Origin of the sequence: Neohoeflea coraliihabitans (assembly GCF_019334345.1) — a bacterium.
In the GTDB taxonomy this organism is placed as follows: Bacteria; Pseudomonadota; Alphaproteobacteria; order Rhizobiales; family Rhizobiaceae; genus Pseudohoeflea; species Pseudohoeflea coraliihabitans.
This window is the reverse complement of sequence record NZ_JAHWQX010000004.1, coordinates 467911-494891: the sequence shown is the minus strand read 5'-3', so window position 1 is coordinate 494891 and position 26981 is coordinate 467911. Positions and strand designations below refer to the sequence as shown.

General features: G+C 62.7%; 24 protein-coding genes and 3 tRNA genes. 19 read left to right on the top strand and 8 right to left on the bottom strand.

Annotation, left to right across the window (positions count from 1 at the left end; translation table 11 throughout):
- Positions 1–602: GTP-binding protein (locus KY465_RS17145; RefSeq protein ID WP_219203297.1), on the bottom strand; the 602-nt coding region annotated here is incomplete at its 3' end.
- 105 nt (positions 603–707) lie between these two features.
- Positions 708–1637, bottom strand: a complete 930-nt coding sequence (locus KY465_RS17140; RefSeq protein ID WP_255561767.1) for an EamA family transporter — start codon at positions 1635–1637, stop codon at positions 708–710.
- A gap of 289 nt (positions 1638–1926) precedes the next feature.
- Here KY465_RS17140 and KY465_RS17135 point away from each other — a divergent pair, with 289 nt between their 5' ends.
- Both KY465_RS17135 and KY465_RS17130 read left to right on the top strand, forming a co-directional pair.
- Complete coding sequence (locus KY465_RS17135) at positions 1927–2805, top strand: NAD(P)-dependent oxidoreductase (RefSeq protein ID WP_219203296.1); 879 nt, start codon at positions 1927–1929, stop codon at positions 2803–2805.
- A gap of 114 nt (positions 2806–2919) precedes the next feature.
- Positions 2920–4416 (top strand): aldehyde dehydrogenase family protein, encoded by a 1497-nt coding sequence (locus tag KY465_RS17130; protein ID WP_219203295.1) that lies wholly within the window; start codon positions 2920–2922, stop codon positions 4414–4416.
- 61 nt (positions 4417–4477) lie between these two features.
- On the opposite strand, the gene KY465_RS17125 is transcribed toward KY465_RS17130, so the two are convergent.
- Positions 4478–5440: a glycosyltransferase family 2 protein gene (locus tag KY465_RS17125; protein ID WP_219203294.1), complete on the bottom strand. Its 963-nt coding sequence runs from the start codon at positions 5438–5440 to the stop codon at positions 4478–4480.
- A 214-nt stretch (positions 5441–5654) separates the two neighbouring features.
- Between KY465_RS17125 and KY465_RS17120 the strand changes: the two genes are divergently transcribed.
- The 10 genes from KY465_RS17120 (at position 5655) to KY465_RS17075 (ending at position 16826) form a co-directional block, all read left to right on the top strand.
- On the top strand, positions 5655–6521 hold the full coding sequence (locus KY465_RS17120; RefSeq protein WP_219203293.1) for a glycosyltransferase family 8 protein: 867 nt from the start codon (positions 5655–5657) through the stop codon (positions 6519–6521).
- 247 nt (positions 6522–6768) lie between these two features.
- Complete coding sequence (locus tag KY465_RS17115) at positions 6769–7752, top strand: TRAP transporter substrate-binding protein (RefSeq protein ID WP_219203292.1); 984 nt, start codon at positions 6769–6771, stop codon at positions 7750–7752.
- Positions 7753–7757: 5 nt separating this feature from the next.
- Entirely contained in the window at positions 7758–8126 is a 369-nt protein-coding gene (locus KY465_RS17110) for a cupin domain-containing protein (protein WP_219203291.1), read from the top strand.
- A gap of 115 nt (positions 8127–8241) precedes the next feature.
- On the top strand, positions 8242–8808 hold the full coding sequence (locus KY465_RS17105) for a TRAP transporter small permease (protein ID WP_219203290.1): 567 nt from the start codon (positions 8242–8244) through the stop codon (positions 8806–8808).
- Complete coding sequence (locus KY465_RS17100) at positions 8805–10085, top strand: TRAP transporter large permease (protein WP_219203289.1); 1281 nt, start codon at positions 8805–8807, stop codon at positions 10083–10085. Before KY465_RS17105 ends, KY465_RS17100 begins: the two co-directional genes overlap by 4 nt.
- A 1-nt stretch (position 10086) precedes the next feature.
- Positions 10087–10866 (top strand): IclR family transcriptional regulator, encoded by a 780-nt coding sequence (locus tag KY465_RS17095; protein WP_219203288.1) that lies wholly within the window; start codon positions 10087–10089, stop codon positions 10864–10866.
- The gene (locus tag KY465_RS17090) at positions 10863–12941 is read left to right on the top strand and encodes a hydantoinase/oxoprolinase family protein (protein ID WP_219203287.1); all 2079 of its coding nucleotides are present in this window, start codon (positions 10863–10865) and stop codon (positions 12939–12941) included. The genes KY465_RS17095 and KY465_RS17090 overlap by 4 nt, the downstream gene beginning before the upstream one ends.
- A complete protein-coding gene (locus KY465_RS17085; protein WP_219203286.1) occupies positions 12941–14488 on the top strand; it encodes a hydantoinase B/oxoprolinase family protein in 1548 nt (515 codons plus the stop codon). Before KY465_RS17090 ends, KY465_RS17085 begins: the two co-directional genes overlap by 1 nt.
- Before the next feature lie 51 nt (positions 14489–14539).
- Positions 14540–15274: an HpcH/HpaI aldolase family protein gene (locus tag KY465_RS17080; protein ID WP_219203285.1), complete on the top strand. Its 735-nt coding sequence runs from the start codon at positions 14540–14542 to the stop codon at positions 15272–15274.
- Positions 15275–15308: 34 nt separating this feature from the next.
- Complete coding sequence (locus tag KY465_RS17075; RefSeq protein WP_219203284.1) at positions 15309–16826, top strand: class I adenylate-forming enzyme family protein; 1518 nt, start codon at positions 15309–15311, stop codon at positions 16824–16826.
- Positions 16827–16840: 14 nt separating this feature from the next.
- On the opposite strand, the gene KY465_RS17070 is transcribed toward KY465_RS17075, so the two are convergent.
- The 3 genes from KY465_RS17070 to KY465_RS17060 all read right to left on the bottom strand — a co-directional run bounded on the left by KY465_RS17070 (position 16841) and on the right by KY465_RS17060 (position 19709).
- Complete coding sequence (locus KY465_RS17070; RefSeq protein ID WP_219203283.1) at positions 16841–17890, bottom strand: dihydrodipicolinate synthase family protein; 1050 nt, start codon at positions 17888–17890, stop codon at positions 16841–16843.
- A gap of 35 nt (positions 17891–17925) precedes the next feature.
- Positions 17926–18969, bottom strand: coding sequence for an NAD-dependent epimerase/dehydratase family protein (locus KY465_RS17065; RefSeq protein ID WP_219203282.1), 1044 nt, complete (start codon positions 18967–18969; stop codon positions 17926–17928).
- A 71-nt stretch (positions 18970–19040) separates the two neighbouring features.
- Entirely contained in the window at positions 19041–19709 is a 669-nt protein-coding gene (locus tag KY465_RS17060; protein ID WP_219203281.1) for a TetR/AcrR family transcriptional regulator, read from the bottom strand.
- Positions 19710–19807: 98 nt separating this feature from the next.
- Here KY465_RS17060 and KY465_RS17055 point away from each other — a divergent pair, with 98 nt between their 5' ends.
- From KY465_RS17055 to KY465_RS17035, 5 genes are read left to right on the top strand one after another with little or no spacing between them, the layout of a single operon-like run.
- Positions 19808–20788, top strand: coding sequence for an ABC transporter permease (locus KY465_RS17055; RefSeq protein ID WP_219203280.1), 981 nt, complete (start codon positions 19808–19810; stop codon positions 20786–20788).
- Positions 20785–21753 (top strand): ABC transporter permease, encoded by a 969-nt coding sequence (locus KY465_RS17050; protein WP_219203279.1) that lies wholly within the window; start codon positions 20785–20787, stop codon positions 21751–21753. The genes KY465_RS17055 and KY465_RS17050 overlap by 4 nt, the downstream gene beginning before the upstream one ends.
- 26 nt (positions 21754–21779) lie before the next feature.
- Positions 21780–22841, top strand: a complete 1062-nt coding sequence (locus KY465_RS17045) for a substrate-binding domain-containing protein (protein WP_219203278.1) — start codon at positions 21780–21782, stop codon at positions 22839–22841.
- A gap of 14 nt (positions 22842–22855) precedes the next feature.
- Complete coding sequence (locus KY465_RS17040; protein ID WP_219203277.1) at positions 22856–24352, top strand: sugar ABC transporter ATP-binding protein; 1497 nt, start codon at positions 22856–22858, stop codon at positions 24350–24352.
- Complete coding sequence (locus KY465_RS17035; RefSeq protein WP_219203276.1) at positions 24349–25176, top strand: carbon-nitrogen hydrolase family protein; 828 nt, start codon at positions 24349–24351, stop codon at positions 25174–25176. Before KY465_RS17040 ends, KY465_RS17035 begins: the two co-directional genes overlap by 4 nt.
- Positions 25177–25242: 66 nt before the next feature.
- On the opposite strand, the gene KY465_RS17030 is transcribed toward KY465_RS17035, so the two are convergent.
- Together KY465_RS17030 and KY465_RS17025 are read right to left on the bottom strand one after the other, a co-directional pair.
- Positions 25243–25316, bottom strand: a tRNA-Gly gene (locus tag KY465_RS17030).
- A gap of 14 nt (positions 25317–25330) precedes the next feature.
- Positions 25331–25415 (bottom strand) — tRNA-Tyr (locus KY465_RS17025).
- Between the two features lie 337 nt (positions 25416–25752).
- Between KY465_RS17025 and KY465_RS17020 the strand changes: the two genes are divergently transcribed.
- Both KY465_RS17020 and KY465_RS17015 read left to right on the top strand, forming a co-directional pair.
- Complete coding sequence (locus tag KY465_RS17020) at positions 25753–26697, top strand: TrmH family RNA methyltransferase (protein ID WP_219203275.1); 945 nt, start codon at positions 25753–25755, stop codon at positions 26695–26697.
- A 133-nt stretch (positions 26698–26830) separates the two neighbouring features.
- Positions 26831–26906: transfer RNA gene (locus KY465_RS17015), tRNA-Thr, on the top strand.
- Positions 26907–26981 lie beyond the last annotated feature (75 nt).

The window sequence follows — 26981 nt, the reverse complement described above, 5'->3', positions numbered from 1 at the left end:
TCGGGGGTCGGGATGTACTGGTCGACCTCGGCCATCAGCGCACGGATCGCATCCTCGCCGATTTCCTTGTTGGAATCTTCAAGCGCGGCCAGAGCCGAACCCTTGACGATCGGCGTGTCGTCGCCCGGGAACTCGTAGGAGGAGAGCAATTCGCGCACTTCCAGTTCCACCAGCTCCAGAAGCTCCTCATCATCGACCTGGTCGACCTTGTTGAGGAACACGACGATGGCCGGAACGCCAACCTGACGGGCGAGAAGAATGTGCTCGCGGGTCTGCGGCATCGGACCGTCGGCAGCCGAAACCACCAGGATGGCGCCATCCATCTGCGCTGCGCCGGTGATCATGTTCTTCACATAGTCGGCGTGGCCCGGGCAGTCGACGTGGGCATAGTGGCGCGCTTCGGTCTCATACTCGACATGCGCCGTCGAGATGGTGATGCCGCGGGCGCGCTCTTCCGGCGCCGCGTCAATCTGATCATAGGCCTTGAAATCACCGAAATACTTGGTGATCGCTGCCGTCAAAGACGTCTTGCCGTGGTCAACGTGACCAATCGTGCCGATGTTTACGTGCGGCTTGTTGCGCTCAAACTTGCCTTTTGCCATGTCGCTCTTCCTTAAGGGCCTAGAAGATATTGGTTCGTCGCGGGCACTTAAAGACTATGTCGGCAAAAGACAAGGGGCAGGCCCGGGAAAACACCGGGGGCGCGGTCACGACACCGGCCGCTGGCGCCAGCGCCGCGGCAATGGCAGGGCGATGGCCGCGAGCCCGGCGAGAATCAAGAGCATTCCGGCAAGGCGCAGCGGCGGGAACGTCTCGCCAAGAACAAGATATGCCGACAGGGTTCCGAAGACCGGCACCAGAAGCGAGAATGGCGCAACCACCGAGGCGCTGTGGCTCTTGATCAGAAAACCCCAGAAACTGTAGGCCAGCACTGTCGCCGGGACGGCCAGGTAAAACACCGAGAACAGGCCGAGCGGCGAGATGCTGGCGAGCGAAAGGCTGATCGCCGGCCAGCCCTCAACGGCCAGCGACAGCGCAAGCAATGGCAGCGGCGGGATCAGACTCAGCCAGACCGCCATCGCCAGCATGTCGACCTTGCCCGCCTGGCGCAGCAGCACATTGCCGAGCGCCCAGCTGGCAGCCGCCAGCAAAGTCAGGACAAGGCCAGCCCAGGTGAAAATGCCGTCGGTAGTCAGGGCGATGACAAACAGGCCGCTTGCGGCAATTGCCATTCCGAGCCATTGGCGCCGGTGCGGCCGCTCTCCGATCAGCACCGCGGCGAAGATGAAGGTGAAGAAGGCCTGTGCCTGCAACGTCGTCGAGGCCAGGCCGGGCGGCATGCCAACCTGAATGGCCGGAAACAGCAGCGCGAACTGGCCGAGAAACAGCGTCATGCCGATGGCGATCATCAGCGGCCAGGGCACCTTCGGACGGGGCAGAACGAGGGCGGGCAAGGCCGCACAGGAAAAGCGCAGCATGGCGAGCAGCAAGGGCGGGATCTCGTCCACCCCGAGGCGGATGGCGACAAAGTTGAACCCCCACAGGGCGGCAACCAGCACCGCGATAAGAATATGCTTGAAGGACATGCGATCTTTTTCGACGGCGGATTGCGGGAAAAGGGAGCGGCTGCTGCGCATCCCCCTCACCGGCGTTGCCGTCGATAACAGGAGGCGGCGCCAACTGAGGGTGGGACCCTAGTGCTGCAGGATGCAACTGGCAATCTGAAATGGGTGGCTGAAATGGGGTGGCTGAAATGGAGTGGCTGAAACGAGCCTTGCTGAAAGGGGCCGGCGGAAAAATCGACCTTGCGCCGATTGCCGCCGCCGCTGCACATTGCGCGGCACGATCACAATCGATCACGCGTCGATCCCACATCGCGCGCAACGAACGGGGCCTGCGCCGCCGGCAAGCTGAAAAGAGGATCATATGAAGGTAGGAATTATCGGTGTCGGCCTGATGGGGCATGGCATCGCGCGCAACGTCCTGAAGCGCGGTCGGTTCACGCTCAGCTTTCTCGATCATCCCGGCAACCAGCCGGTCGACGAGATCCGCGCACTAGGCGGCACAGCCTGCCAGACGGCGCGGGAGGTGGCGGCCAGTTCCGATGTCATCATTCTGTGCGTCACCGGTTCGCCGCAGGTCGAGGCGGTGCTGACCGGCGAGAACGGGGTGCTCAAGGGACTGGCACGGGGCGCGGTGATCATCGATTGCTCGACCGCCCTGCCCGCCTCGACGCTGGCGATGGCGGAAAAGGTCAAGGCCGCCGGCGGCGCCTTTCTCGATGCGCCGATGACCCGTACCGCGCAGCATGCGCATGAGGGCAAGCTCAATCTCCTCGTCGGCGGCGACAAGGCGGTGCTCGACAGCGTCGAACCGGTGCTGGCATCGTTTACTCAGAACGTCATGCATGTCGGCCCGCTGAGCTCCGGGCATCGGCTGAAGCTCCTGCACAATTATGTCTCGATCGGCTTCATGACGCTTCTGGCCGAGGCGGCGGCGCAATCGGCGGATGCCGGGGTCGATCCAAACGCCTTTGTCGAGGTGCTGGCCGCCGGCGGCGGAGCCGGCGTGGCGCTCGACCGCCTGGCACCGTTCATCACCGAAGGCAATCGCGACGGCATCCCGTTCGCGGTCGCCAATGCCCTCAAGGACATCAGCTATTACCACGACATGTCAGAGGCCTCGGGTGCGCGGACGCGCATCGCCGATGGCGTTCGGGCCGCGCTGGCCGAGGCTGTCGAGGGCGGGAACGGCGACGCCTATGTGCCGGAGCTGGTGCGACTTTTCAGGCGCAGAGACGTCTGACGGCTTCCCCGCCACGGCGCCAGTGTCGCCGGTTGTCGCAACGCCCTTGAGAATTGCGCGATTGCGGTGTAGCGCCGATGCAACGAGATCGCGGCGGGTCCAGGAGGAAACACGATGACGTTGAATTTCGATCCGAGGCAGATCGCCGACAGGCTCTATGACGGCGCATTCCGTCCGATGCTAATCGGCGGCGAATGGGTCGCGGCGCGGTCCGACAAGGTTCTCGAGGTCGTCGACCCGGCCAGCGGGGCGCGGCTTGCCACGGTGCCGCGCGGCGATGCGGCCGACATCGATGCGGCCGTCGCGGCGGCAAAGGCTGCGCTGAGCGGTGAATGGGGCCGCTTCAAGCCCTATGACCGGCAATGCCTTTTGTTGAAGATTGCCGATCTGTTCGAGGAGCATTGGGACGAACTTTGCGTCTCCGACACGCTCGACATGGGCCTGCCGATCCAGCGCACGCTGGGCAACCGGCGGCGGGTGATCGGCATGCTGCGCTTTTACGCCGGCATGGCGACGTCGCTGCATGGCGAGACCATCGACAATTCGGTGGCTGGCGAGATCTTCACCTTCACCCGCAAGGAGCCGATCGGGGTTGTCGGCGCCATCATCCCGTGGAATGCGCCGACGGCGTCCTCGATCTGGAAGATCGCCCCGGCACTGGCGACCGGCTGTTCGATTGTGCTGAAACCATCGGAAGAGGCGCCGCTGACGCCCTTGATGATCGGGCGCCTCATGCAGCAAGCCGGTGTGCCGGACGGGGTCGTCAACATCGTCACCGGCACCGGCCAGGAAGCCGGGGCGCGACTGGCGGCGCATCCGGATGTCAGCAAGATCGTGTTCACCGGCTCGACGGCGACCGGCCAGGCGATTGCCCGCGCCGGGGTCGACAATCTCAAACGCGTGTCGCTGGAACTGGGCGGCAAATCGCCGGTCATCGTGTGCAGCGATGCGGATATCGAAAAAGCCGTGCCGGCGGCGGCCATGGCCGTTTATGCGCATTCCGGCCAGGTGTGCATCGCCGGCTCGCGGCTGTTCGTGGCGCGCGACATCCAGGAGGAATTCGTCTCCCGGCTGAGCGCCTTCACCGCCAAGCTGCGGCTCGGGCACGGCCTCGATCCGGACACCGATCTCGGACCGGTGATCAACGGCCGCCAGGCCGGCAAAATCGAGGGCTATATCGCATCGGGCCGCGCCGAGGGAGCGCGGCTGATTGCGGGCGGTGAACGGCTGACGGGACGCGGTTATGACGGCGGCAACTTCATCGCACCGACAATCTTCGGCGATGTCGGCGACGAGATGACAATCGCGCGCGAGGAAATCTTCGGCCCGGTGATTTCCGTGCTGCCGTTCGATACGCTGGAAGAAGTGGTCGAGCGCGCCAATGCGACGCAATACGGGCTTGCGGCCGGCATCTTCACCCGCAATGTCTCGACGGCGCACAAGCTGGCGGCGCGCATCAAGGGCGGCACGGTGTGGGTGAACATGTATCACGCGATCGACCCGGCGGTGCCTTTCGGCGGCTTCAAGATGTCCGGCTATGGCCGCGAGGGCGGCATCGAGCATCTGCACGAATATCTGGAAACCAAGGCGGTGTGGATCAACACCGACTGATCCCTGCGGCAGGCCGGCCTGCGGACCACAGTCGCGCCGGAATGCACGAGAATGGCGGCTGTCAATCCTGCGGTGTGATCGCCAGAGGCGGCCGGCCGGTGCCGCGGCCGGCATCGAAAAACCTGGAGAAGGGTTGGTGGCGCAGGCGGCGGCCGCGGGTGGACGGAAGGAAACCGCGCACGATCGTCCGCGGCAAATGGCGGGCCCTTCTGAGCTGCCGGGCTTCAGCGAAGGCGACGCGCAGGCGGGCCGACAGAACGGCCTTGAAGATGCCACGCAGGGCCAGGTAGGACAGGATCTCGCGGTAGCGCAGCTCGCAAAAGACCGCATGACGCGCAACCAGCTGATCGAGCGCGGCGACATAGCCGGCAGGGTTGCGGGACAGTGACGTGGCATTCTGGTGCTTTATGACATCGCTGCCGGTGCCGAATGCGACCCGGTGGGCGCGCGACAGCCGGAGCAGGAGATCGCGGTCCTGCTGACGCGGCAATCCGGCATCGAAACCACCGACAGCATCCAGTGCGCGGCGGCGGACGGCGATCGACGAACAGGTTAGCGGCACGGTGTGACAGACCAGCATGTGCTGCAGGGCAGCGCCCGTCGCATCGCGCGCGGCAACCCCCGCCAGGCGCCGCTCGGACCGGTTGACCACGAAAAAATCATCCGCGACGGCATCGATCTCAGGGCGGCGGGCAAACAGGGCGAGCAGGCGTTCAATGCGGCCGGGCTGGAACACATCGTCGGAATCAAGGAAGGCGATCAGCGGCGCCGTGCACAGGGCAATGCCGGCGTTGCGCGCCACATTGCCATTGCTCTTTTCAGTGAGGCGATGATAGCGCAGCCGCGGATCGGTTATCGCACGGACGCGCGCCGCGGTGCCGTCCGTGGAGGCGTCATCAACGACAATCACCTCGATATCGGGGAAGGAGCAGGCCAGCACACTGCCAAGCGCCCGCCCGATCATCGTTTCACGATTGTGTACCGGGATGACCACCGCCAGTCGTGCAGCACGATGATTGCTCATAGCATATATTAATATATTTTAATCTTCTGTCGCAATAGCGCGGGGTCGAGCGCAGGCCGGCGGCAGCGTGCGCCTGTCCAAAAGACAGGACATTTCAGCGCAGTGTTGATGCTTTCGCACACAACACTTAGGACTTCGCACTTGCGATTTGCGAGGGGGTCGTTCTGTCCAGGCTGCATCCTTGTCTGTCGACCGCTAGCGGGACGAGTGCGCGATGAAGCTTCTTTTTACTCTCGATGCAAACATGGTCAGTCCGCTCGCCGCCTGTCTGCGGTCCATCTCGATATCGAACCGCGGCGCAAATCCGACGATCTATATCGCGTATTGTTCGATGCCGGACCAGACCCTCGACAGGCTCAAGTCTTTCTGCAGCGAGCTGCGGCTCACGTGCCATTTCATTCCCTTCGATGACACGGAAATCAAGAAACTGCGGGCAACGATGCGGCAAGGACATATCTCTGAAGCCAGCCTGATGCGATGTTTCATCGCGCGTATTCTTCCCGCCGATGTCGGCAAAATTCTCTATGTCGACTGCGATACGCTTGTTCTCGGTCCCCTTGCCCCGCTGTTTGCCAGCGCGCTCGGCGACAATGTCGCCATGGCCTTGCGAACCCCCATGGCGCATCTTGAAGACATGGGTGTCCCGGAAGATCGCTATTTCAACACCGGCGTCATGCTCATCAATCTCGATGGCTGGAGATCGGCGCAGATCGAAAACAGATTGCTCGATGTGATGCGAACACAGGCCGACCGGCTTGAATGGTGGGATCAATGCGCGCTCAACATCGTGCTGACCGACACCACGGTCGAAATGGATCGCAGATACAATTACATCTTCAGCCATACCGATGTGCCGGACAGCTTCGCCTTTCCGGTGATTGTGCATTATGCAGGTAGCAGGAAACCCTGGACGGCGCCGCTTCGCCATCCCTGGGGCGGGCTCTATTTCGAGATGAGCAGCCGGACACCCTGGCCGCCTGCGGAATTTACCAGTCCTGACCTGAGCGTTCCGTTGGTTCGGCGGTACCGCCGGCGATTGCTGAAAGCCCTCGGCTTGCGGGACGAACCGACCAGGACGTGACCTGTCGGGGCGCCCGGTTTGATCTTCGATCGATCCCGGACCCGACGGCCGGTGTTCGGCGCCGCTGTTCAAGTCGGCCCGTCACCGAAACTTCGTACAGGATAAATCATTTTGCCTGCCTCGGGCTTGCCGCTGCTTTTCCACGCCTGCCCTCCCCGAAACGCAATCAGGCCTTGACGTGATTTCTTTTCTGTTTCACTCTGCATTCGGTTGTTTCACTCATTGAAACAACAATTGGGAGGAAAGAATGAGAAAATTATCTGTTTTGGCAGGCATCGCCCTCTTGGCCCTGCCTTCCCTGGCCAGCGCGCAAGAGGTCACGCTGAAAATGGGTCATGCGGCCGCATCGACCCATGTCTTCCATGCAGGTCTCGAGATTTTCGCCGCGAAAGTCGCAGAGAAGACCAATGGCAACGTCAAGATCGAAGTTTTCGGTGATCGTCAGCTCGGAGATGACAAGCAATTGCTGGAGGGCATCCAGATCGGACTGATCGACGGAGCGCTGGTCTCTTCGGCGACCCTGCCGCTGGTCCTGGGAGCCGCGCCGTTTGACGCGCTGCAGCAACCCTTTACCGTTTCGAGCTACGAGCAACTGTCCACGGTTCTCACATCCGATCTCGGAGATGAACTGCTGGGCACGCTCGACGAGAAGAACATCAAGGGCCTCGGCTTTGTCGAAGCGGGGCTTCGCCACTTCCTCGCCAAGGATACGACGGTCACCAGCCTGGCGGACTTCGAGGGATTGAAGACGCGCATCGTGCCGATCCCGCTGCACAAGGCGATCTGGGAGACCATCGGCGTCAACCCGATCGGCATGGCCTATGGGGAAGTCTATTCGGCGCTTGAAACCGGCACCATCGACGCCGTCGAGATCAATGTATCCTCCATCAAGTCGGAAAGCCTTTACAACGCGGCCAAGCAGGTCACGCTCACGGGTCACTATTTCTGGCCCGGTGTGATCATGATGTCCGGGGCCGTGTGGGACAAATTGAGCGACGAGGACAAGGCGGCCGTCGAAGCGGCTGGCAAGGAAGCCACCGCCGAAGCCTATGCGCTGGCAGCCTCGCAGGAAGCCGACACCATTGCCTTCCTTGAAGAGAATGGCGTGACGATCAACCGGCTCGGTGATCTGGATGATCTCAAGGCGCTGACTGCCCCGGTGGTCACCACCTGGAAGGAAAAGGATCCGATGATCGCCAAGTTCGACGAAGCCTTCGCGCAGGGCCGGTGAGCGTCATGGCGTCAACCAAAGTCTACAGCTGGGACAGGCTTCCCCGGGAGAAGGTTCGCGAAGGTGTTTCGCGAACCGCCTTCCGCGGCGACAATGCCCTGATGGTGATGAACTGGCTGGAGCCGGGGATGGAAAAGAAACCCCATTCCCATCCGTTCGAGCAACTCGCCTACATCCTGTCCGGACGCGTCCGGTTCGAGATCGGCGATGAGGTGGTCGAGGTCGGCGCCGGACAGGTTGTTCGCATTCCTCCCGACGTCGTCCATTGCGGGGAAGTCATCGGCGACGAGGTTGCCGTCAATCTCGATGTGTTTGCTCCGGTGCGGGAAGACTATCTGCACCTGACCGAATACCAGGAAGCAGATTTCGGCTGATCCTTTGAATTAACCTCCTGTCCCAAGCAGGAAGGGTCTGGCGCCTCTGGCGCCAGACCCCAGGGAACGCGCGCGCGAATGCGCCTCACGTGGCCAGCAAACCGGAGTTGATGTCGTGATACGATCTGCATTCCAGCATGGCTTTCGCACGGGTCTGAAGACACTCCTGATCGTATTGATGGCCCTGCTGCTGACGGTCATGGTGGCGCAGGTGATCATGCGCTACGGCCTGAACTCCTCGCTGCTGTGGTCGGAGGAGCTGTGCCGCTACCTGCTGATCTGGACATCGTTTCTCGCCATGCTGTTCGCCTATGAGCGTGGGGAGATCGCGGCCTTGTCGATCCTTGCCAATGCGCTGCCGCGCGTGCCGGCCCTGGCGCTGGCCATCCTTGGCGGCGTGCTGTCGGCAGCCATGTGCGTGACGCTGGCCTGGTACGGCTATATCTATGCCGACCTTGCCGGGTCACAGCCGATCCCGGCACTCAGTTTCATTCTCGAGGACCTGTTCGGAGACGACGCGCCGCAAGCGCCCCGGGTCTTCTGGGTCTACTTCGCCCTGCCGCTGGGCATGACGCTGCTGGCGCTGCGCATCATCGCGGACATTGCGATTTACGCGCGCGCCTGGATCAACGGCGATTCCCTGCACGGGGCCGCCGGTTCTCACGGAGGTCAGACCCCGTGACCCTCTACCTTCTTTCCTTTCTGGGCTTCATGGTCATCGGCATCCCCGTCGCCTTCAGCCTCGGCCTGTCCTCGCTCACCTATCTGATCGTCAACGACCAGTTGCACCTGCTGATCGGCTTTCCGCAAAAAATGATCGCCGGGATCGACAATTTCGTGCTTCTGACGATCCCGTTCTTCATTCTGGCCGGCAATCTCATGAATTCGGCGGATCTGACCCGTCAGATCGTCCGCTTCGCGCAGATGCTGGTGGGCCGGGTCCGCGGCGGCCTGGCGGCGGTCAATGTGCTGGCCAGCATGATGTTCTCCGGCGTCAGCGGCGCTGCGACAGCCGAAGCATCAGCCATCGGCAGCGTGATGATTCCGGCCATGCAGCGCGATGGCTACAAGCCCGAATATGCCGCGGCGCTGACAGCGGCCGGGTCCATTCTCGGACCGCTGGTTCCCCCCTCGCTGGCGCTGATCCTTTATGGCGTGCTGACCGGCACCTCGATTGCCGATCTGTTCCTCGCCGGCATCGTTCCCGCCTTTGTGCTGTGCGCCGGTCTCCTGATCCACGTTCTCCTCAAGGCCAGGCGCGAGAACCACCCGCTGCCGGCGTCGGTTCCCGCAGAAGAACGCTGGCCGCTGGCGGCGCGGGCGCTTCCGGCGCTGTTGCTGCCAGTCATCATTGTCGGCGGGATCCGCAGCGGCGTCTTTACCCCGACAGAAGCCGCCGCCATTGCCGTGGTCTATGCGCTCGGCGTCGGTCTTCTGCTCTACCGCACCCTCAACGCATCGAAGATCGTCACCTCGTTCTACGAAGCCGCCACCATGACCGCGGGCGTCATGCTGATTGTCGCCATGGCCAGCATGACATCCTTCATTCTCGGCATCGAAAACATACCGCGCGAGATCGCCCAACAGATGCTTGGCATCAGTTCTCAGCCCTGGGTGCTGATTCTGCTGCTCAACCTGGTGCTGCTCATCCTGGGATTGTTTCTGGAGCCGCTGGCGGCGCTGGTTCTGGTGATGCCGATCCTCAACGAGGTGTTTCCGCTGCTTGGCATCGACCGGGTGCAGTTCGGCGTCATGGTGGTGCTCAATCTGATGATCGGCATGATCACGCCGCCGGTGGGCCTGTGCCTGTTCATCGTCTCGGCGATCGGCAAGACGCCGCTCGAAAAAGTCGCCGTCGCCATTCTGCCGATGATCGCCATCGCCCTGATCGTCCTCGCCCTGGTCGCCTTTGTGCCGTCTCTGACGCTGACATTGCCAAGCCTGTTTCCGGGATCATGACATGAAAGACACCAGCAAGATCAACAATCATTCGGCCATTGCCGCCTTTCAGATCATCGAGGAAATGGCGCCGATGACGGAAGATGTGCGGGTCACCGACCTTGCCCGGCGGCTCGGCATGCCGCGCGCCAAGGTCTACCGCTACCTGCAGACCCTGTGCAACATCGGCTACGTCCGGCAGGATCCGGTGTCCGAACGTTACCGGCTGACGCTCAAGCTGTTTCATGTCGGTCAGGCCATCGCCGACGGCACGCAGCTGACAAGCACCGCACGGCCGGTGATGGTGCAATTGCGCGACAAGGCCGGGCTCACCTGTACGCTGTCGATCCCCGAGCAGAACGGGATGCGGGTGGTCGACATCGTCCGTGTGGATTCCCCGGTGCAGATCGTCACCAAGCCCGGTGCGCTGTTGTCGTTTCACGCTTCGGCGCAAGGCAAGGTTGCGCTGGCTTTCGGAGATCCCGATCAGCTGCCCCGCCAGCTTGCTTCAAGCCATCCTGCCCTTGCCAATGGCGCACCCTTTGATCCGGCGCGTCTGAAAGCCGAGGTCACCCGCGCGGCCCGGACGGGCTGGGCGGTCGCTCCCGAGGAGACACTGAACGGCCTCAACGCGCTTTCCGCGCCGATCTTCGATCTTGAGAACAAGTTCATCGCAACCATCACCATCGCCGGCTCGGTTCAGGACATTCCCGCTGAACCGCCCGCCGCACTTTGCGCCGACGTCACACGTGCCGCGCGCGCCATATCCATTGACTTGGGATGCACGGAGTACCCGACATGACACGCTATTCGCTCGCCATCGACATCGGCGGAACCTTCACCGACGCCGTGCTGCTCGCCTCCGATGGCCAGAGCCATGTCGACAAGACCCTGACCACCCATGACAATCTGCTCGAGGGCTTCTTCCGGGGTGTGGATCTGGTGCTCGGGAAAGCCGGCATCGCGCCCGGCGATGTGGATGATGTCATCGTCCACGCCACCACCGTGGTCACCAATGCGCTGATCGAACGCAAGGGACCGCCGGTCGCGCTGCTGCTCACCGAAGGCTTTCGCGATGTCCTGTATATCCGCGAGGAGCACCGCTATGACATGTACGATCCGCAGATCGAGTTCGCGGAACCGCTGATTCCGATGGAGCGCACCTTCACCGTGCGCGAACGCACCTTTGCCGACGCGAGCGTCGGGACCGCGGTCGACCGCGCCGAAGTTCTCGACATCATCGGCAAGTGCCGTGAAGCAGGGATCGTCTCGGTGGCGGTGTGCTTTCTCAATTCCTATCGCAACAGCGCCAACGAGGAAGAGGTCCGGCGTATCTTCGCGGAGGAAGCGCCGGATATCTATGTCTCACTGTCAAGCGTCATCGCGCCGCAGATGCGCGAATATCTGCGCGCCTCGACGGTGGCGATCAACGCCTACACGGTGCCGATCACCCGCCCCTACCTGTCGGCGCTGATTGACGAATTGAAGGACCGCGGCTTCTCGCAGCAGCCGCTGATCATGCTGTCGAATGGCGGCGTCATCGGCGCCGAGCGGGCAAGTACGATTCCGGTCCGGATGATCGAATCGGGTCCTGCCGCCGGCGCCCTGGTCGCCTGTTATTTCTCCCGCATTTTCGGCATTCCGGATCTGATCTCCTTCGACATGGGCGGCACCACCGCCAAGGCCTGCATCGTTCAGGATCACGAGCCGCTGGTCACCGGCACGTTCGAGGTCGACCGCCGTTACCGCTTCAAACCGGGCAGCGGCATGCCGATCACGGTGCCGTCGATCGACATGATCGAGATTGGTGCCGGCGGCGGCTCGATCGCCTCGGTCGATGACCTCGGCCTTCTCAAGATCGGCCCGGAAAGCGCCGGCTCGATGCCCGGGCCCGCCTGTTACGGTCGCGGCGGCGTCGATCCCTGCGTCACCGATGCCGACGTCGTCCTCGGCATTCTCGACCCGCAGCGGTTTCTCGGCGGCGACATGCAGCTCGACACCGCAGCCGCGGAAAAGGCGCTCGACGATCTTGGCGCCCGCCTCGGCCTTCCCCGGTCGCAAGCGGCGTGGGGTGTGTTCGAAGTCGTCTGTGAACAGATGGCGGCGGCGACCCGCACGCACGCCACCGAGCGCGGCATCGATTACCGCGGATTGCCGCTTCTGGCCTTCGGCGGCGCGGGACCGGTTCATGCCTGCATGGTCGCCGAACTCACCGAAAGCACCAAGGTGATCTATCCGCCGCTCGCCAGCGTGCTGTCGGCATTCGGAACCCTGGTGACGCCGGCCCAGATCGACCTGGTCCGCAGCCTGGTCTCGCCGCTCGCCAATCTCGACTGGGATGCGGTCGACAAGGTGCTCGGCAGCATGACCGAGGAAGGCGGCGCGGCACTGCGCGAGGCCGGCATCCCCGACAGTGAGGCGTGTTTCACGCATGCGGTGGAAATGCGGTATTCCGGCCAGCAATCGGAGGTCCGGATCAGCCTGTCCGCCGATGTCATCGCCGCGCGCGACACCGGGCGCATCGAGGAGCTGTTCGAGACCGAATACCATCGTCAGTACGGGCTCAAGCTGACCGGCATGGGCATCGAGATCGTCAACTGGCTGGTGACCGCCAGCGGCTCACAGGCCGAGCGACCAGCGGCGCGCCAGGAGAACCACGGCGTGCAGCGCAAGGCGGAAAGCCGCACCGTGTTCCTCGGCGGCAAACCGCAGGAGGTCCAGGTTCACCAGCGCTCCATGATAGCCGCCGGTGATGTCATTGCCGGCCCGGTGATCATCGAAGAACGCGAAACAACAATCTTCATTCTCGAAAACTGGGTTGCGACCTTGCATGAGAGCGGCAGCATCGTTGCCGAAAAGACAGAGGGAGCCTCGTGATGGACGGCGTCGAACTTCAGATCCTGTGGAGCAATCTCATCGGTATCGTCAGCGAGCAGGCACGAGCGCTGCAGCGAATAGCCTTCAGCCCGATCGTGCGCGAAGCGGGCGATCTTGCCAACGGGCTGTTTGACGAGAATGCGAGGATGGTGGCGCAGGCGGTCACCGGCACGCCGGGACATATCAACTCGCTTGCCGCCGCCGCGCGCAACCTGCTTGATCATACGGACATGGACAAGCTCAGACCCGGCGATGTGCTGATCACCAACGATCCCTGGATGTCGGCAGGTCATTTCTTCGACATCACAGTCATCTCGCCGATCTTCCGCAACGGCCGGATCATCGCCTATGCCGGTTCGACCATCCACCATTCCGATATCGGCGGCTACGGCATCGGCTCTGGTGCGCGCGACATCCACGAGGAAGGTCTCTGGATCCCGGTGATGAAGCTCTATGAGGAGGGCCGGCCCAACGAAACGCTGTTTTCTCTCATCAAGCGCAATGTGCGTACACCCGATGCGCTGATGGGCGACCTGGGCGCGCAGGTCTCGAGCGGCATGATCGCAGCGGAGCGACTAAACGCGCTTTGCGACCGGTATGGCCTCGATGACATCTCGACCCTGTCGGAAGAGATCATCACGCGCTCGGAGAAGGCGACGCGGGACGCCATTTCGAAACTGCCGGCGGGTACGTGGCACGGCGCCTCGAAGTTCGACGTGCCGGGCGGCGAGGTGATCGATCTGAAGACCGCCGTCACCGTCGATCCGGAAGCCGGAGAGATCACCATCGATTTCGAAGGCTCGTCCGGCCCCAGCGCCATGGGCATCAACGTCGTGCCGGCCTATACGCACGCCTACGCCACCTTCGCGATCCGATCGACGCTCAACCCGGACCTGCCGAACAATGCGGGCTCGCTGGCGCCGATCAAGCTGAAATTGCCCGATCACTGCGTGGTCAATGCGCGCTATCCCTCGCCGGTCAATGCACGGCATGTGGTCGGCATGTATGTCCCCTTCCCGATTCTCAAGGCGCTGGCACAGATCCTGCCGGACGACGTTGTCGCCGAGGGCTCGGGCGCGGTGTGGACCATCCAGGTGCAGGGCAAGGACGCGCAGGGCAAACCGTTCACCAGCTCGATGTTCAACTATTCGGGCGGAATGGGCGCTCGCGCCCACAAGCCCGGCCTGTCGGCCATCTGCTATCCCACCGGGGTGTCGGCGGTGCCTGTCGAGGTGCTGGAGGCCTCCTATCCAATCGCCTTTACCTGCAAGGAGCTCGAACGCGGGACCGGCGGCAGCGGGCGCCAACCGGGCGGCGACGGACAACGCATCGGCTACCGGATGCGCACCAATTCGCGCTGGCTGCTCAACACCATTCCAAGTCGCCTCACGCATGGTCCGGAAGGGGTGTTCGGTGGCGGCGACGGCGCCAAGGGCACTTTCCAGATCAACGGTGAAGACGTTGCCGACACCCGCAAGCGCGAAATGAACCCGGACGATGAAGTCTTCATGATCACGCCGGGCGGCGGCGGCTATGGCGAGGCCTGATCCATGAATGCACGCCAGGCTTTTGCGCAAAGGCTCCGCAGCCGGTCGCCAATGATCGGAACCTTCGTCAAGCTTCGAGACCCTGCCGTCATCGAGATGCTCGGCGGTCTGGGGTTCGACTTTGTCATCATCGATGCCGAGCACGCACCGTTTGATCGCGAAGCCATCGCCTGTGCCACCCTGGCGGCGCGGGCCGCCAATCTGGCCGCTCTGGTTCGCATACCCGACGCTGGAGGAGAATGGATAGCTACAGCGCTCGACAGTGGCGCCGCCGGCATCGTGGTGCCGCAGGTGAGAAACACGGCGATGGCAGAACAGCTTGTCCGGAAGTTCAGTTACCGGGACGGGACCAGAGGTTTCTCCCCGTCGACTGCAGCTGCGGGCTACGGCGCGCGCGGCATCGCCGAGCATCTTGAAGCGCAAGCCGGAGAATCGGTTTTGATCTGCCAGATCGAAGATCGATCCGCCGTCGGTGAAGCGAGCGAAATTGCTGCGACGAATGGTGTGGATGGGCTCCTGGTGGGGCCTGTCGATCTCGCCGTGTCGGAAGGACTGACCGACCCTAGAGCACCTGAAATCACCGCGATGGGCGAAGAGGTCATGCGCACCGCAACTAAAACCGGCGTGTCGGGCGGCATCTTTATCGCCGACCCGTCCGCAAGTTCCAGATGGAGCACCTGCGGCGCAACGCTTTTTGTGCTTGGCACAGACCAATCTTTCCTGCAGCAATCGGCACGGGCCGGGCTGGCGGTCGCACGCCAAGCCCTGCCTGAGAACGCTCTTTGAGCATCAACGACAAGACCGGATCGGGAGGCTCTGAATGAACCTGGCAGAATGGCTCGTCCGGACAGCTCGACGGGTGCCCGATGCGCCGGCGCTGTTGTCCGGCGAGACGGTGGTGGCAACCTATTGCGAGTTTGCGCGCAATGCCGCACGCATCGGGGGCTTTCTGCGGGCCCACCACAAGGTCGAACCCGGCGACCGCGTCGCCATCTTCATGAAAAACAGCACCGCCTATCTCGAACTGCTCTATGGCATCTGGTTTGCCGGTGCTGTCGCCGTCCCCATCAATGCCAAGCTGCATCCGCGCGAGGCCGCCTTCATTGTCGAGGATTCGGGCAGCAAGGTTCTCTTTGTCTCGGGCGCAGATGCCCTGCGCCTGTCGCTGCCCTCCACTTGCACCGTTCATGATCTGGAAGCCGAGCCGGCCTTTGACGCCGAGAGCAAGGCGCTTGCAGCGCCCGAGCCGCGCGCGCCGGATGATCTGGCTTGGCTGTTCTACACCTCTGGCACCACCGGCAAACCGAAGGGCGTGATGCTGACCAATGCCAATCTGCACGCCATGACCTACGCCTATTTCGTCGATGTCGACGATGTGCTCGCCGAGGATGCGGCGGTGTATGCCGCGCCGCTGTCGCACGGGGCCGGGCTATACAATTTCATGCATGTGCTTCGCGGCAGCCGGCATGTCGTTCCGCTCTCGGCAGGCTTTGATGCGATGGAACTGTGTGCGCTGGCGCCGCGGCTCGGCAGCGTCACCCTGTTCGCTGCCCCGACGATGATCAGCCGCTGGCTCGCGGCCGCACGACAGAGCGGCTATTCCGGCGAAGGGCTGCGCACCATCACCTATGGCGGCGGGCCGATGTATCTCGCCGACATCGAGGCAGCGGTTGCGCAGTTCGGGCCGCGATTTGTCCAGATCTATGGCCAGGGCGAGTGCCCGATGACGATCACATCCCTGCCCCGCGCCGACATTGAGGACCGCGCGCAGCCGCGCTGGCGCGAGCGGCTCGCCTCGGTCGGTCCGGCGCAGTCCTGCGTGTCGGTCCGCGTCGTCGATGCCGATGGCACGGAGCTGCCAGCCGGCGAGATCGGCGAGATCGTCGTTTCCGGCGCGCCCGTCATGAAGGGCTACTGGAACAACCCCGAGGCCACGGCGCACAGCATCCGGGACGGCTGGCTGTGGACCGGCGACATGGGGACGCTCGATGAGGACGGCTATCTGACGCTGCGGGATCGCTCCAAGGACGTCATCATTTCCGGCGGCACCAACATCTATCCGCGCGAAGTCGAGGAAGCGCTGTTGATGCACCCGGCGGTGTCCGAGGTTTCGGTCGTCGGCAGGCCGAGCTCCGAATGGGGCGAGGAAGTCGTCGCGTTCATCGTTGCTTCGAGTAAAGAGCCGCCATCCCCTGACGAGCTCGATGCCCATTGCCGTTCACTGATCGCGGGTTTCAAGCGACCCCGGGATTACATCTTCGAGACCGCCTTGCCGAAGAACAATTACGGCAAGGTGCTCAAGACCGAACTCCGGGCGCGGGTTTCTCACTCGGTCTAAAGCGCTAGCGGGACTCAAGCGTCCCCCAGCCAGCGTGAGAGATTGGCTTGGACAAAGGCATCATCGTTGAGGTCCGGATACCGCCGATACACCCGATCGATGGCCTCCGACTGACCCGGACTGAGATCCTCGTCCGGGTCGAGACACCAGCGACCTTCGAGAAGGCCCTGCCGCCTCAAAACCTCGTGACAGCCGGCAATCACGCCGTGGAAAGCGTTCCCGGCGTCGAAAAACGCCGCATTGCAGTCGGTCACCGCGCTGTCGAGCGCCAGAAGATCCTTGGATATCGCCGCTTCCGCCTGTGCCGCCTTGCAGCGCTCCAGGATCTCGACGGCTTTCTGTGTCCACACCGACCAGTGCCCGAGCAGCCCGCCGGCAAAGTGCAGTTCACCGGCTTCGGTCCGGAATGGGGTTACGAGATCCAGCACGATGTGATCGTCATTGCCGGTATAAAGGGTAACACGATCCGCCGCGTTAGCCGCGGCAACGCCGGCCATGACATCAAGCGTCGCGTAACGATTGAAGGGTGCAACCTTGATTCCGATGACATTCTCGATCGCGGCAAAGCGCTGCCAGAAGGACGCGCCAAGGGGCATTCCGCCAACGGCGGGCTGCAGGTAGAAACCAACCAGCGGCATTTCGCGAGCCACGGCCTGGCAGTGCTCAATCAGCTCGTCTTCGCTGCCGCCCTTCAGGGCCGCCAGGCTGAGCAAAACGGCGTGGTAGCCTATTGCCCGGGCGGTCCTCGCCTCTTCAAGCGCCTGCGCGGTCTTGCCGGCCACCCCCGCTATCATCACCAGGGGCGTTGAACACCAGTCGGACGCCGTTTCCGCCGCTGTTTCGAGAACCGGGCGGTACAGTCCGACATCCCTGATCGCGAACTGGGTCGTATGCACGCCGACCGCCAGCCCGCCGGCCCCGGCATCACAATAGTAGCGGGTCAGGGCGCGCTGTCGGTGCACATCGAATTGGCGTGCGGCCGTCAGGGCGAGTGGTTGGGCCGGAATGACGACGCCGTCTCGAAAGCGGCTTCGGACGTCCGAGGGAATGGAGGAAAAATGCATACCGCGTCCTTGTAAAATAGCTCTGGCTCGGGAACTCAATAGGCACCGTCGCGGACCTCGAAGCCTGTCGGCTTGCCGAGACTCGGCATTTCGCGGATGATCCATTCGGCGACCCAGTCGAGCATCTGATGCAGGCTGACCTTCGGGTATCCCATGAGGCCGAATGCCTTGCCGGCATTGTTCAGCCAGGCCGTCTCGGCCTCCTGTCCGGAAAACACCGGCGTCTTGCCCATCCGCTTGGCCAGTTCCTCAGCCAGATAGCGGATCGACAGTGTTTCAGGGCCCGTCACATTCAGGGCAGCGGTCGGCGTGGCGCAAAACTTGAGCGAGCGAAGCGCCATCGCATTGTTGTCCCCCTGCCACAGGACATTGACATACCCGGTGGTCAGGTCGACGGGCTGATCGTGAAACACCTTCATGGCGATGTCATGCAGAACGCCGTAACGGCAGTCGATTGCGTAATTGAGCCGGAACATCAATGTGGCCGTACCGTTGCGCGACGCCTCCCACTCAATGGCGCGTTCCCGTCCGACACAGCTGTTTGCATATTCGCCAAGCGGTGTGAGCGGGTAATCCTCGGTCGCGCCTCCGGAGGTGATCGGCACGAACGGGTAGACACAGCCGGTTGAGAAGGCCACCAATCTGCGATCGGACAGGCCGGCAGCCACCTGGGCAGGCAACAAGGTGTTGGTGGCCCAGGTCCGGGCGGGTGTGCCCGAGGCACCAAACTTGAATCCCGCGATGAACAGGACGTTCCTGACATCGGGCAGCGCGGCAATCGCTTCCCGGTCCAGCAGATCCGCCTTGATCGTCTCGATGTCCTGGGACTGGAACCGGTCGACCAGGGACGGGTCGGTAAACCGGGCCACGGCGATGACCCGTTTGTCGGGAGCCGCGCGCTTTGCCATCCGTGTCAGCGTCGGGCCGATCTTGCCGGTGGCTCCGAGCACCATGATGTCCCCGTCAATGCCGGCGAGATCAGCGATGACGTCGTCATCGGGTCGGGACAATCTTTCCTCGAGCGCCTCGACGTCGGCAAAACCGCGCTCCGCCTCACCTGCATGGTCCTGATGCTGCATCTGCTTCTCCCGAGGCCGGCGAATTGTTGGATCAACTATTTAGTTGATAATCCGATCAGGAGCAGAGAATGTCAAGGCAGCGCGCCGCCATCGGAACGCACACGAATGGCATTCAGCGCGAAATCGACAATATGCGCCTTGCGCGCCTCCATCTCCGCCTCGTCCTCCAGATTGCGACTGAAAGCCCGACTGAGAGTGTGGATGTTGGCGAAATAGAAGAACGACATGCCGGCGATCGACAGATAGACGTGCAACGGATCGAGCCCCCTGCGAAACACGCCGTCGGCCACCCCGCGTTCAAGCGTCTGCGCGATGAGATCGATGACTGGCCGGTTCATCTCCCGGACCGTCGACGTCTCCTTGAGGTGCCGGCCAAAATGAATGTTTTCATCGACGAGAAGCCTTACAAATCCGGGTGACTGGCGCAGATAGTCGAAACTGAACTCGATCAGCTTGCGCATCGCCTCCTCGGCGGGGAACATGTCCAGATGAAGCGCTGCCTCCTGCTCGCGGATCTCCTGGTACACCTGCTCCAGAACCGCGGTGTAAAGCCCGTCCTTGCTTCCGAAGTAATGATAGACAAGCTGCTTGTTGCTCCCCGCCCGGAGCGCGATGTCGTCGACGCGGGCGCCCTCCAGACCGCCGGCCACAAACGCCTCGCGCGCGGCAAGCAGAAGACTCTGCCGCGTCGACTCGTTGGCTTCGCGGGCGCCTTTGCGTTGCTTTGTGCCTTCAGACATTTCTCAACCATCCAGTTGGTTAGGCTTGACTCGATTTCTAACCTACCGCATTCTGCCGGGCAACCGTGAATGGAAGTGCCACGCAGAAAGGGGTCGCCTTGACCGAGGTCAGCCGCAGCAAGTCCCCCTCCCTTCGGGTCCTCTCTCACATTCACCGGGCCTCAAGCCACGAAAATGCCGTCTGGTGGATGATCGGCGCCGGGATGCTCGGCGCAGCCCTGTTTGTTCCCGGCTTCCTTGATCTCCAAAATTTGGCCAATGTGGCCCGGCAATCGGCGGTTCTGGGCGTTCTCGCCATTGGCCAGACTTATGTCATCACGGCTGGGATGATCGATCTGAGTGTCGGCCAGATCGCGGGCCTGGTGGTCGTTCTCAGTTCCGCGATGATCAACGGTGATACGTCAATGACGCTTCCCGTTGCGATGCTGATGCTGTGTATCGGCGCCGGCATCGGATTTTTCAACGGCGTGCTTCTGAACCTGTTGAGACTGCACCCGCTGATCCTGACATTCGGCATGCTGTCCGTGCTGCAGGGCATTATCTTCACCTATACCGACAGAAGCGTCGGCCGGACATCCGAGTGGCTTTCTGCACTCGCCAATAATGACCTTTTCGGCATTCCGCTTTCGGCTTTTCTCGTGATCGCCCTTGCCTTTGGCGCGCATCTGGTGCTGACGCGGACCCGGTTTGGCTATCATCTTGTCGCGGCAGGCGGGAATGCGGAAAGTGCACGCCGCGCCGGAATTCGCCTCTGGAGGATCCGGCTGGCGGTGTTTGTCGTGTCCGGCATCACCGCCGCGCTTGCCGGGCTCCTGCTCGCGGGCCGGATCGGGACGGGGTATCCGCTGGCCGGCAACGGTTTGGAACTCGATGCCATTGTTGCGGTGGTGCTTGGCGGCACCGCCCTGTCCGGCGGTCGCGGCAGCGTGCTTCGGTCCCTGGCCGGCGTCGTGCTCCTCGCCTGCATCTCGAATCTGCTCAACCTGCTCGAAGTGTCGGCCTATCTGCAGATGTTCATCAAGGGCGCGATCGTCGTTCTCGCCATTCTCCTGAACCAGTCACGCAAGGGGCAGGCATGACGACGCGCACCCACGGCACGATGCTGGGGCGTCGCGAGGACCTCGGCCGATACGCCATCTTCCTCGTGCTGGTCGGCATCTATCTCGCCGGTCTTGCCGCCTCCTCGGCCTTCGGCGATCCGAAATATCTGTTCAACATGGTCCGCCAGGTCACTCCGGTCGGCATTGCGGCCATCGGCGTCACGCTCGTGATGATCCTCGGCGGCGTCGATCTCTCCATCGGCGCGGTCATCTCGCTGACCTCGGTGCTGTGCGCTTCGCTGATGGCGGGAGATGCCGCCAATCTGCACTCCGCCATCCTCCTGACATTGGCGGCAGGTCTCGTCATCGGCGCAATGAACGGGGCCTTGATCGCCTTCAGCCGGGTCTCGCCCTTCATCCTGACCCTCGGCATGGGCGTCGCGATCGTCGGCCTGACGCAGATCTACAGTGGCGGCACAGCCAAGGGCATCGTCTCGCCGGGCTTCCGCGAGTTCTTCAACCACCGGATGGGCGGAAGCGTGCCCGTGCTCACCCTGGCGTTCTTCGTGTTGCTCGGGCTGGGTCTGTTGATCGAGAAATGCACGGTGTTCGGCAGGCAGGTTTTCCTCATCGGATCCAACCGGTCGGCGGCCCTGCTTTCCGGCCTTCCCATTCGCGCCGTCACGATGGCCACCTACAGCCTGTCAGGCCTGTTCGGCGCCTTTGCAGGTATTGCCCTGCTTGCGCGATCGGGCGTTTCAAGCACATCGGCCGGTCAGGGACTGGAGTTTCAGGTTCTTGCCGCGGTCGTGCTCGGGGGAACCACATTCGAAGGCGGGCGTGGCGGGATCACCGGCACGCTGGCGGGTGTGCTCATCCTCGTCATCGCCTTCAATCTCGTCAATATCGGCGGCCTGCCCTACCACATGCAGCTCGTCGTCATGGGCACCATCATCATTCTCGCCTCGGCTCTTCATGGATGGCTGAGCAGAACCAGCAGCTGACAACAAAACGCAAAGAGGGAAACAAAATGAGCCTTACAAGACGATTTCTTCTCACGCTTGCCGGTGTCTCCACCGCGGCACTCCTGACCGGACCGGCGCTTGCCGACCAGGCGAGCGATGCCGCCCGCACGGCGAAAGCCGCCGAAATGGTCGACACGGCCCAGTTCAAAAAAGACGGGCCGTTGAAGGTTGGGGTCTCAGCCGGCTACCTGGCCAATTCATGGGTGGTGTTCGCTCTGCAGCACATTCACTGGGAGGCTTCAAAGCACTCCGAGATCGAGAATGTCGTGGTAACCGATGCGGGCTTCAATCCGGCCAAGCAGGTCTCGGACATCGAGGACCTGATGCGCCAGGATATCGACCTTCTGATTTACTGGCCGGTCGATGATGCGTCAGTCGAGGATGTGCTCAAGCGCGCCGTCGATGCGGGAATTCCGACGGTGCAAGCCGGCGGCGGATTCACGGATTCGGAGGGTACGGTCGCCAATGCCTATATCAGCCAGTACAAGCTGGGCGAAATGGTCGCGCGGCAGTTGATGAAGGACATCGATGGCAAGGGCAAGATCGTCGCCATGCTGCCGATTGCCGGCACGACCGCGGCGGTAGAACAACTCGAAGCCCTGGAGGCCGTGCTTGAGGATTATCCCGATGTCGAACTGCTGAGCGTCGAGTACGGTGACTGGAACCGCGGCAAGGCCAAGCAGATCACCGAGAATCTTCTGCAACGCTTTCCCACCATCACCGGCGTCTATTCACCGGCGGGACAGATGTCGCTCGGCATGGTCGAGGCATTCGACGAAGCCGGACGTTTGAGCGAAGTCACCTTTTCGCCCGGTGACGAATATAATGGCTGGCTGAAATGGGTCGCGGAACATCAGCAGGGTGGCGCCGTCACCTTCCCGACGCGCGCCGGACAGGTCGCCTTGCAGGTCGGCCTCGACATCCTCGACGGCACGTCCGTTCCGAGGGGCACAGCCGTTGAGTCGGAATATATTGCACCGTCTGACATCGAAGCGCTGGTCAGCCCGCAGGCCCCCGACGACTGGTGGGCCAGTTCGCTGCCCGAAGAGTTCCTGCCGCAGCAGTAAGGGAAGACGCCGCCGTGCCCGTACTTGAGGTCAGCAACCTGTCAAAAAGGTATTCGGGCGTCGCGGCGCTTTCCGATGTCTCCTTAAGTGCGACTGCGGGAGAAATCCATGCCATTGTCGGCGCCAACGGCGCCGGCAAATCAACCCTGATGAACCTCATTTCCGGCACCGTATCCCCGAGCAGCGGTTCGATCTCGCTCGATGGAAAGAATGTGCGTTTCGCCAATCCGCAGGCTGCGCAGTCCATGGGTATCGCAACGGTGTACCAGGAGTTCAGCCTGGTTCCGCAATTGTCGGTGGCGCGCAATGTCTTCCTGGGCAGAGAGCCACGCAACCGTTTCGGCTTGATCGATCCGGCCCGGCTCATGGCCGACACGCGGGCCCTGTTGTCGAAATACAAGATTGAACTTGATCCCGCCGCCGAAGTGGAAAGCCTGAGCGTTGCCCAGCAGCAGATGGTGGAAATCGCGCGCGCCCTGACCTACGCCTCGCGCGTCCTCATTCTCGATGAGCCCACCGCGGTCCTATCGCTGAGGGAACAGGAGAACCTGTTCTCGATCATGCGGCGCCTTCGCGACGACAATCTGCTGATCCTGTTTGTGTCGCACCGGCTTGAGGAAATCCTCAACATCGCCGATCGCATCACCGTGTTCCGGGACGGCAGAAAGATCGAGACCCTGGCAGCGGCAGGGTCATCGATCAGCGAGATCGTCAACCGGATGACCGGCAGGGAGCGCGCCCTGCCCAAGCAACCAGCGCCAGTACAGGAAAACGCCGAAAGCTACACGATTGAATACAAGAGCTCCGGCGATCCCCAGACCATCCGGATCCGATGTGGCGAGATTGTCGGGATCGCCGGGCTGGTCGGCGCGGGGCGGACCGGTTTCGCACGATCTCTCGCCGGATTATCAGGGCGGAACGGCGCGGTGCGTATCGAGCGGGACGGGAAAACGCTTTCGCTCAAATCGCCGCGCCAAGCCATGCGCGAGGGCGTGGTCTATCTTACCGAGGACCGCAAGCGCGACGGGATATTTTCCGGCCTCGACCTCGTTGCCAATGCGACTGCGGCCGCCCTGCCCGACCTTGCGCAAGGCGGAATACGCAACCGGCGCGCCGAACGGGACCGAGCCGCAAGCATGCTGGAACGCCTGCATCTGGTGGCCGCCAGCCTCTCGCTTCCGATCAGCAAACTTTCAGGCGGCAATCAGCAGAAGGTCGTCATGGCACGGGCCCTGTTGACCCATCCCAAACTGCTGATCTGCGACGAGCCGACGCGTGGTGTCGATGTCGGAGGCAAGGCGGAAATTCACGACATCCTGCGCGGCCTGGCAGCGCAAGGCACGGCTGTGCTGGTCATCTCATCGGAAATCGAAGAATTGCTGAGCCTCAGCCATCGGATCCTGACGATGCGCGACCGGCGCTTTGTCGCGGAGATGCCGGCCCGGCAGACCAGTGAAAAAGATATCCTCATGGCAGCTTCCGGCGCAGCGCCGGCAAAGGAGACCTCATGATTGCAACTCCCTCCAGAAGCCCACGCGTGGCCGTCGCGCAGTTCCATTGCGCAGGCAGCGATGTCGCCAGGAATCTCGAGACAATCGGGTCCCTGATAAGCCAGGCATCGTCCGACGGGGCCGATCTGGTTGTCCTGCACGAAACGGCGACAACCGGCTACTTCATCGCAGACGCCCTCGACCGGCTGGCGGAGACCGATGATGGCCCTTCCGCGACCCAAATAGCGGAGTTTGCCAGGGCGAACGCGATCCATGTCGCCGTCGGCATGGCCATTCGCGACGGGGCCAGGTTTTATGACGCCCAGTTGCTGTTTGCCCCGGATGGAACGCATCTGGCGACCTACAAGAAGTGCCATCTCTTTTCCTCCGAGCGCCAGTGGTACGCTCAGGGAGAGGAAGCCGTGGTCGTGGAAACCGGCATCGGCCGCATTGGCCTGAGCATTTGTTATGATCTCATTTTCCCCGAATTCATCCGCAAGCTCGCCGACCTCGGCGCCGATCTGGTGATCAACAGCACCAATTGGATCGGCGATGATTTCCAGCGTCAGGTCTGGGACTGGAGCGGCGGCACGGTGACCTCTCTGGCGCGCACCCGGGCCCTGGAAAACGGCGTGTGGCTGGCGATGGCAAACGGCATCGGTCCGGAACAGGGTTTTCAATCCCTCGGCCATTCCTGCGTCGTCGCCCCCTCCGGAAAGGTGCTTGCCTCGGTCGGCGAAGCCCAGGGCTTTGCGGCAGCGGATCTCGACTATGACAGCGACGAGCTTGAACGATGGCGCGCCATTGCGACCTATCGCTCGGACAGGCGGCCGCAGCTGTACTAGGTCGAGGTCGATTGGTGGTGCAGGACCGGCGCGGCGGTTTTGTGCTCAGCCATGGCTTGAAAGTGTTGGAGCGGGTAGCGGGAATCGAACCCGCATATTCAGCTTGGAAGGCTGCTGCTCTACCATTGAGCTATACCCGCAAGCCCAACGGCGATGGTGGAGGGAGTTGGATTCGAACCAACGTAGCCATAGGCAACGGATTTACAGTCCGTCCGTTTTAACCACTCACGCATCCCTCCGGAAAACCACCGTGGATCATGCGCATCACGCATGGGCAGTCGAACGGCAGGCAAAGCGCAGGCCGTTCTGCGGTCGCGGTTATGCCGTCCGCGGCTGGCGCTGTCAACACGGTTGTGCGGCTTTTGCCAAGCAAAATCAGGACGTCGGCGCGAATTCGCAGATCTTGCCGCAGGCGAACGCCGCGCTCGAGGCAGAATGCGTGGCCGAGGACACCGGCGGCAGCGATTGCGCTGGCGGCTCAATGGCGTATAAGCGCGGCGAAAGCGGCCGGCGCGGGGCACCGACGCCGCTGCCGTCAGCCGCCGGCTGCCCCCTCACCTTGGAAGTGGATTTGCCATGCCCTCGTCTTTCGATCCCGACAAACGCGCCGGTTCCGGCCGAAAGGCCGGCGACGACCCGAAGGCCGATCGCGACAGTGACTATGCGCAAAAGCGCCGCGCCTTTCGCGATGCCAAGCGGCAGAAGGAAGGCCTGCCGCCGCTGACACCGGGCCGGGGTGGCCGCGATTCCACACGTCCGGCGCGCAAGGGCAGCCTCTATGGCGCAAAGGCGCCCGCCGACAGCGTGCATCTGTACGGGCTGCACACCGTGCGCGCGGCGCTCAGCAATGAAAGGCGGCGCATCGAGCGCATGTGGGTGTCGCAGAACGCCCTGCGCCGCCTTGAGATCGATGATCCGGCCGCCCTGCCCTTTGCCTGTGATGTCGTGCACCCGGGCGAACTCGACAAGATGCTCGGTGACGATGCGGTGCATCAGGGCGTGCTCATCGAGGCGCGGCCGCTTGAGCCGCGGCCCCTGTCGGCGCTTGGCGACACGCCGCTGATCGTCATCCTCGATCAGGTGACCGATCCGCATAATGTCGGCGCCGTGCTGCGCTCTGCCGTGGCCTTTGATGCGGGCGCGGTGATTACCACGCAGCGCCACAGTCCGCAGGAATCGGGCGTGCTGGCCAAAAGCGCCTCCGGCGCGCTGGAACTGATCGATATCATCGTGACGCGCAACCTTGCCGAGGCAATCACCACGGTGGCGGCCCAGGGCTATCAGACTATCGGGCTGGATTCGGAGGGTGACGCCCCGCTTGAAGCCAGTTTCTCGGGCGGCAAGATCGCGCTGATCGTCGGCGCCGAAGGCAAGGGGCTGCGGCAAAAGACGCGCGCCACGGTCTCGGATCTGGCGCGGCTCGACATGCCGGGGGCGATCAAATCGCTGAATGTGTCGAACGCCACGGCCATCGCCCTGTATGCGGCGCGGGCGCATCTGCGGACCCAGTCCGCCGGCTGACTTTTTCGCTGACTGACTTGCTTGCTGATTGGCCTGCTGATTGGCCCGTTCACTGGCTGGCTGACTGGCGGATCGCCCGGGCGCGGCATTTCCCCCTTGCCTGTGGGACAAAATATGCTAGTTCCGTCGCTGTGCCCTTGTAGCTCAGTTGGTAGAGCATCTGATTTGTAATCAGGGGGTCGGGAGTTCGAGTCTCTCCGGGGGCACCAGTTTTTCCGCTCGGGCGCACTCGTCTCTGTGTCGGCTTCAAACGCATCTCGCGCCGGCTTTACTTCCCTTCGACG

Excerpts from the sequence above, each read along its gene's own strand:
- KY465_RS17140 (WP_255561767.1), bottom strand. The coding sequence starts at position 1,637 with ATGCGCAGCAGCCGCTCCCTTTTCCCGCAATCCGCCGTCGAAAAAGAT.
- KY465_RS17135 (WP_219203296.1), top strand. The coding sequence starts at position 1,927 with ATGAAGGTAGGAATTATCGGTGTCGGCCTGATGGGGCATGGCATCGCG.
- KY465_RS17130 (WP_219203295.1), top strand. The coding sequence starts at position 2,920 with ATGACGTTGAATTTCGATCCGAGGCAGATCGCCGACAGGCTCTATGAC.
- KY465_RS17125 (WP_219203294.1), bottom strand. The coding sequence starts at position 5,440 with ATGAGCAATCATCGTGCTGCACGACTGGCGGTGGTCATCCCGGTACAC.
- KY465_RS17120 (WP_219203293.1), top strand. The coding sequence starts at position 5,655 with ATGAAGCTTCTTTTTACTCTCGATGCAAACATGGTCAGTCCGCTCGCC.
- KY465_RS17115 (WP_219203292.1), top strand. The coding sequence starts at position 6,769 with ATGAGAAAATTATCTGTTTTGGCAGGCATCGCCCTCTTGGCCCTGCCT.
- KY465_RS17110 (WP_219203291.1), top strand. The coding sequence starts at position 7,758 with ATGGCGTCAACCAAAGTCTACAGCTGGGACAGGCTTCCCCGGGAGAAG.
- KY465_RS17095 (WP_219203288.1), top strand. The coding sequence starts at position 10,087 with ATGAAAGACACCAGCAAGATCAACAATCATTCGGCCATTGCCGCCTTT.
- KY465_RS17090 (WP_219203287.1), top strand. The coding sequence starts at position 10,863 with ATGACACGCTATTCGCTCGCCATCGACATCGGCGGAACCTTCACCGAC.
- KY465_RS17085 (WP_219203286.1), top strand. The coding sequence starts at position 12,941 with ATGGACGGCGTCGAACTTCAGATCCTGTGGAGCAATCTCATCGGTATC.
- KY465_RS17080 (WP_219203285.1), top strand. The coding sequence starts at position 14,540 with ATGATCGGAACCTTCGTCAAGCTTCGAGACCCTGCCGTCATCGAGATG.
- KY465_RS17075 (WP_219203284.1), top strand. The coding sequence starts at position 15,309 with ATGAACCTGGCAGAATGGCTCGTCCGGACAGCTCGACGGGTGCCCGAT.
- KY465_RS17070 (WP_219203283.1), bottom strand. The coding sequence starts at position 17,890 with ATGCATTTTTCCTCCATTCCCTCGGACGTCCGAAGCCGCTTTCGAGAC.
- KY465_RS17065 (WP_219203282.1), bottom strand. The coding sequence starts at position 18,969 with ATGCAGCATCAGGACCATGCAGGTGAGGCGGAGCGCGGTTTTGCCGAC.
- KY465_RS17060 (WP_219203281.1), bottom strand. The coding sequence starts at position 19,709 with ATGTCTGAAGGCACAAAGCAACGCAAAGGCGCCCGCGAAGCCAACGAG.
- KY465_RS17050 (WP_219203279.1), top strand. The coding sequence starts at position 20,785 with ATGACGACGCGCACCCACGGCACGATGCTGGGGCGTCGCGAGGACCTC.
- KY465_RS17045 (WP_219203278.1), top strand. The coding sequence starts at position 21,780 with ATGAGCCTTACAAGACGATTTCTTCTCACGCTTGCCGGTGTCTCCACC.
- KY465_RS17035 (WP_219203276.1), top strand. The coding sequence starts at position 24,349 with ATGATTGCAACTCCCTCCAGAAGCCCACGCGTGGCCGTCGCGCAGTTC.
- KY465_RS17020 (WP_219203275.1), top strand. The coding sequence starts at position 25,753 with ATGCCCTCGTCTTTCGATCCCGACAAACGCGCCGGTTCCGGCCGAAAG.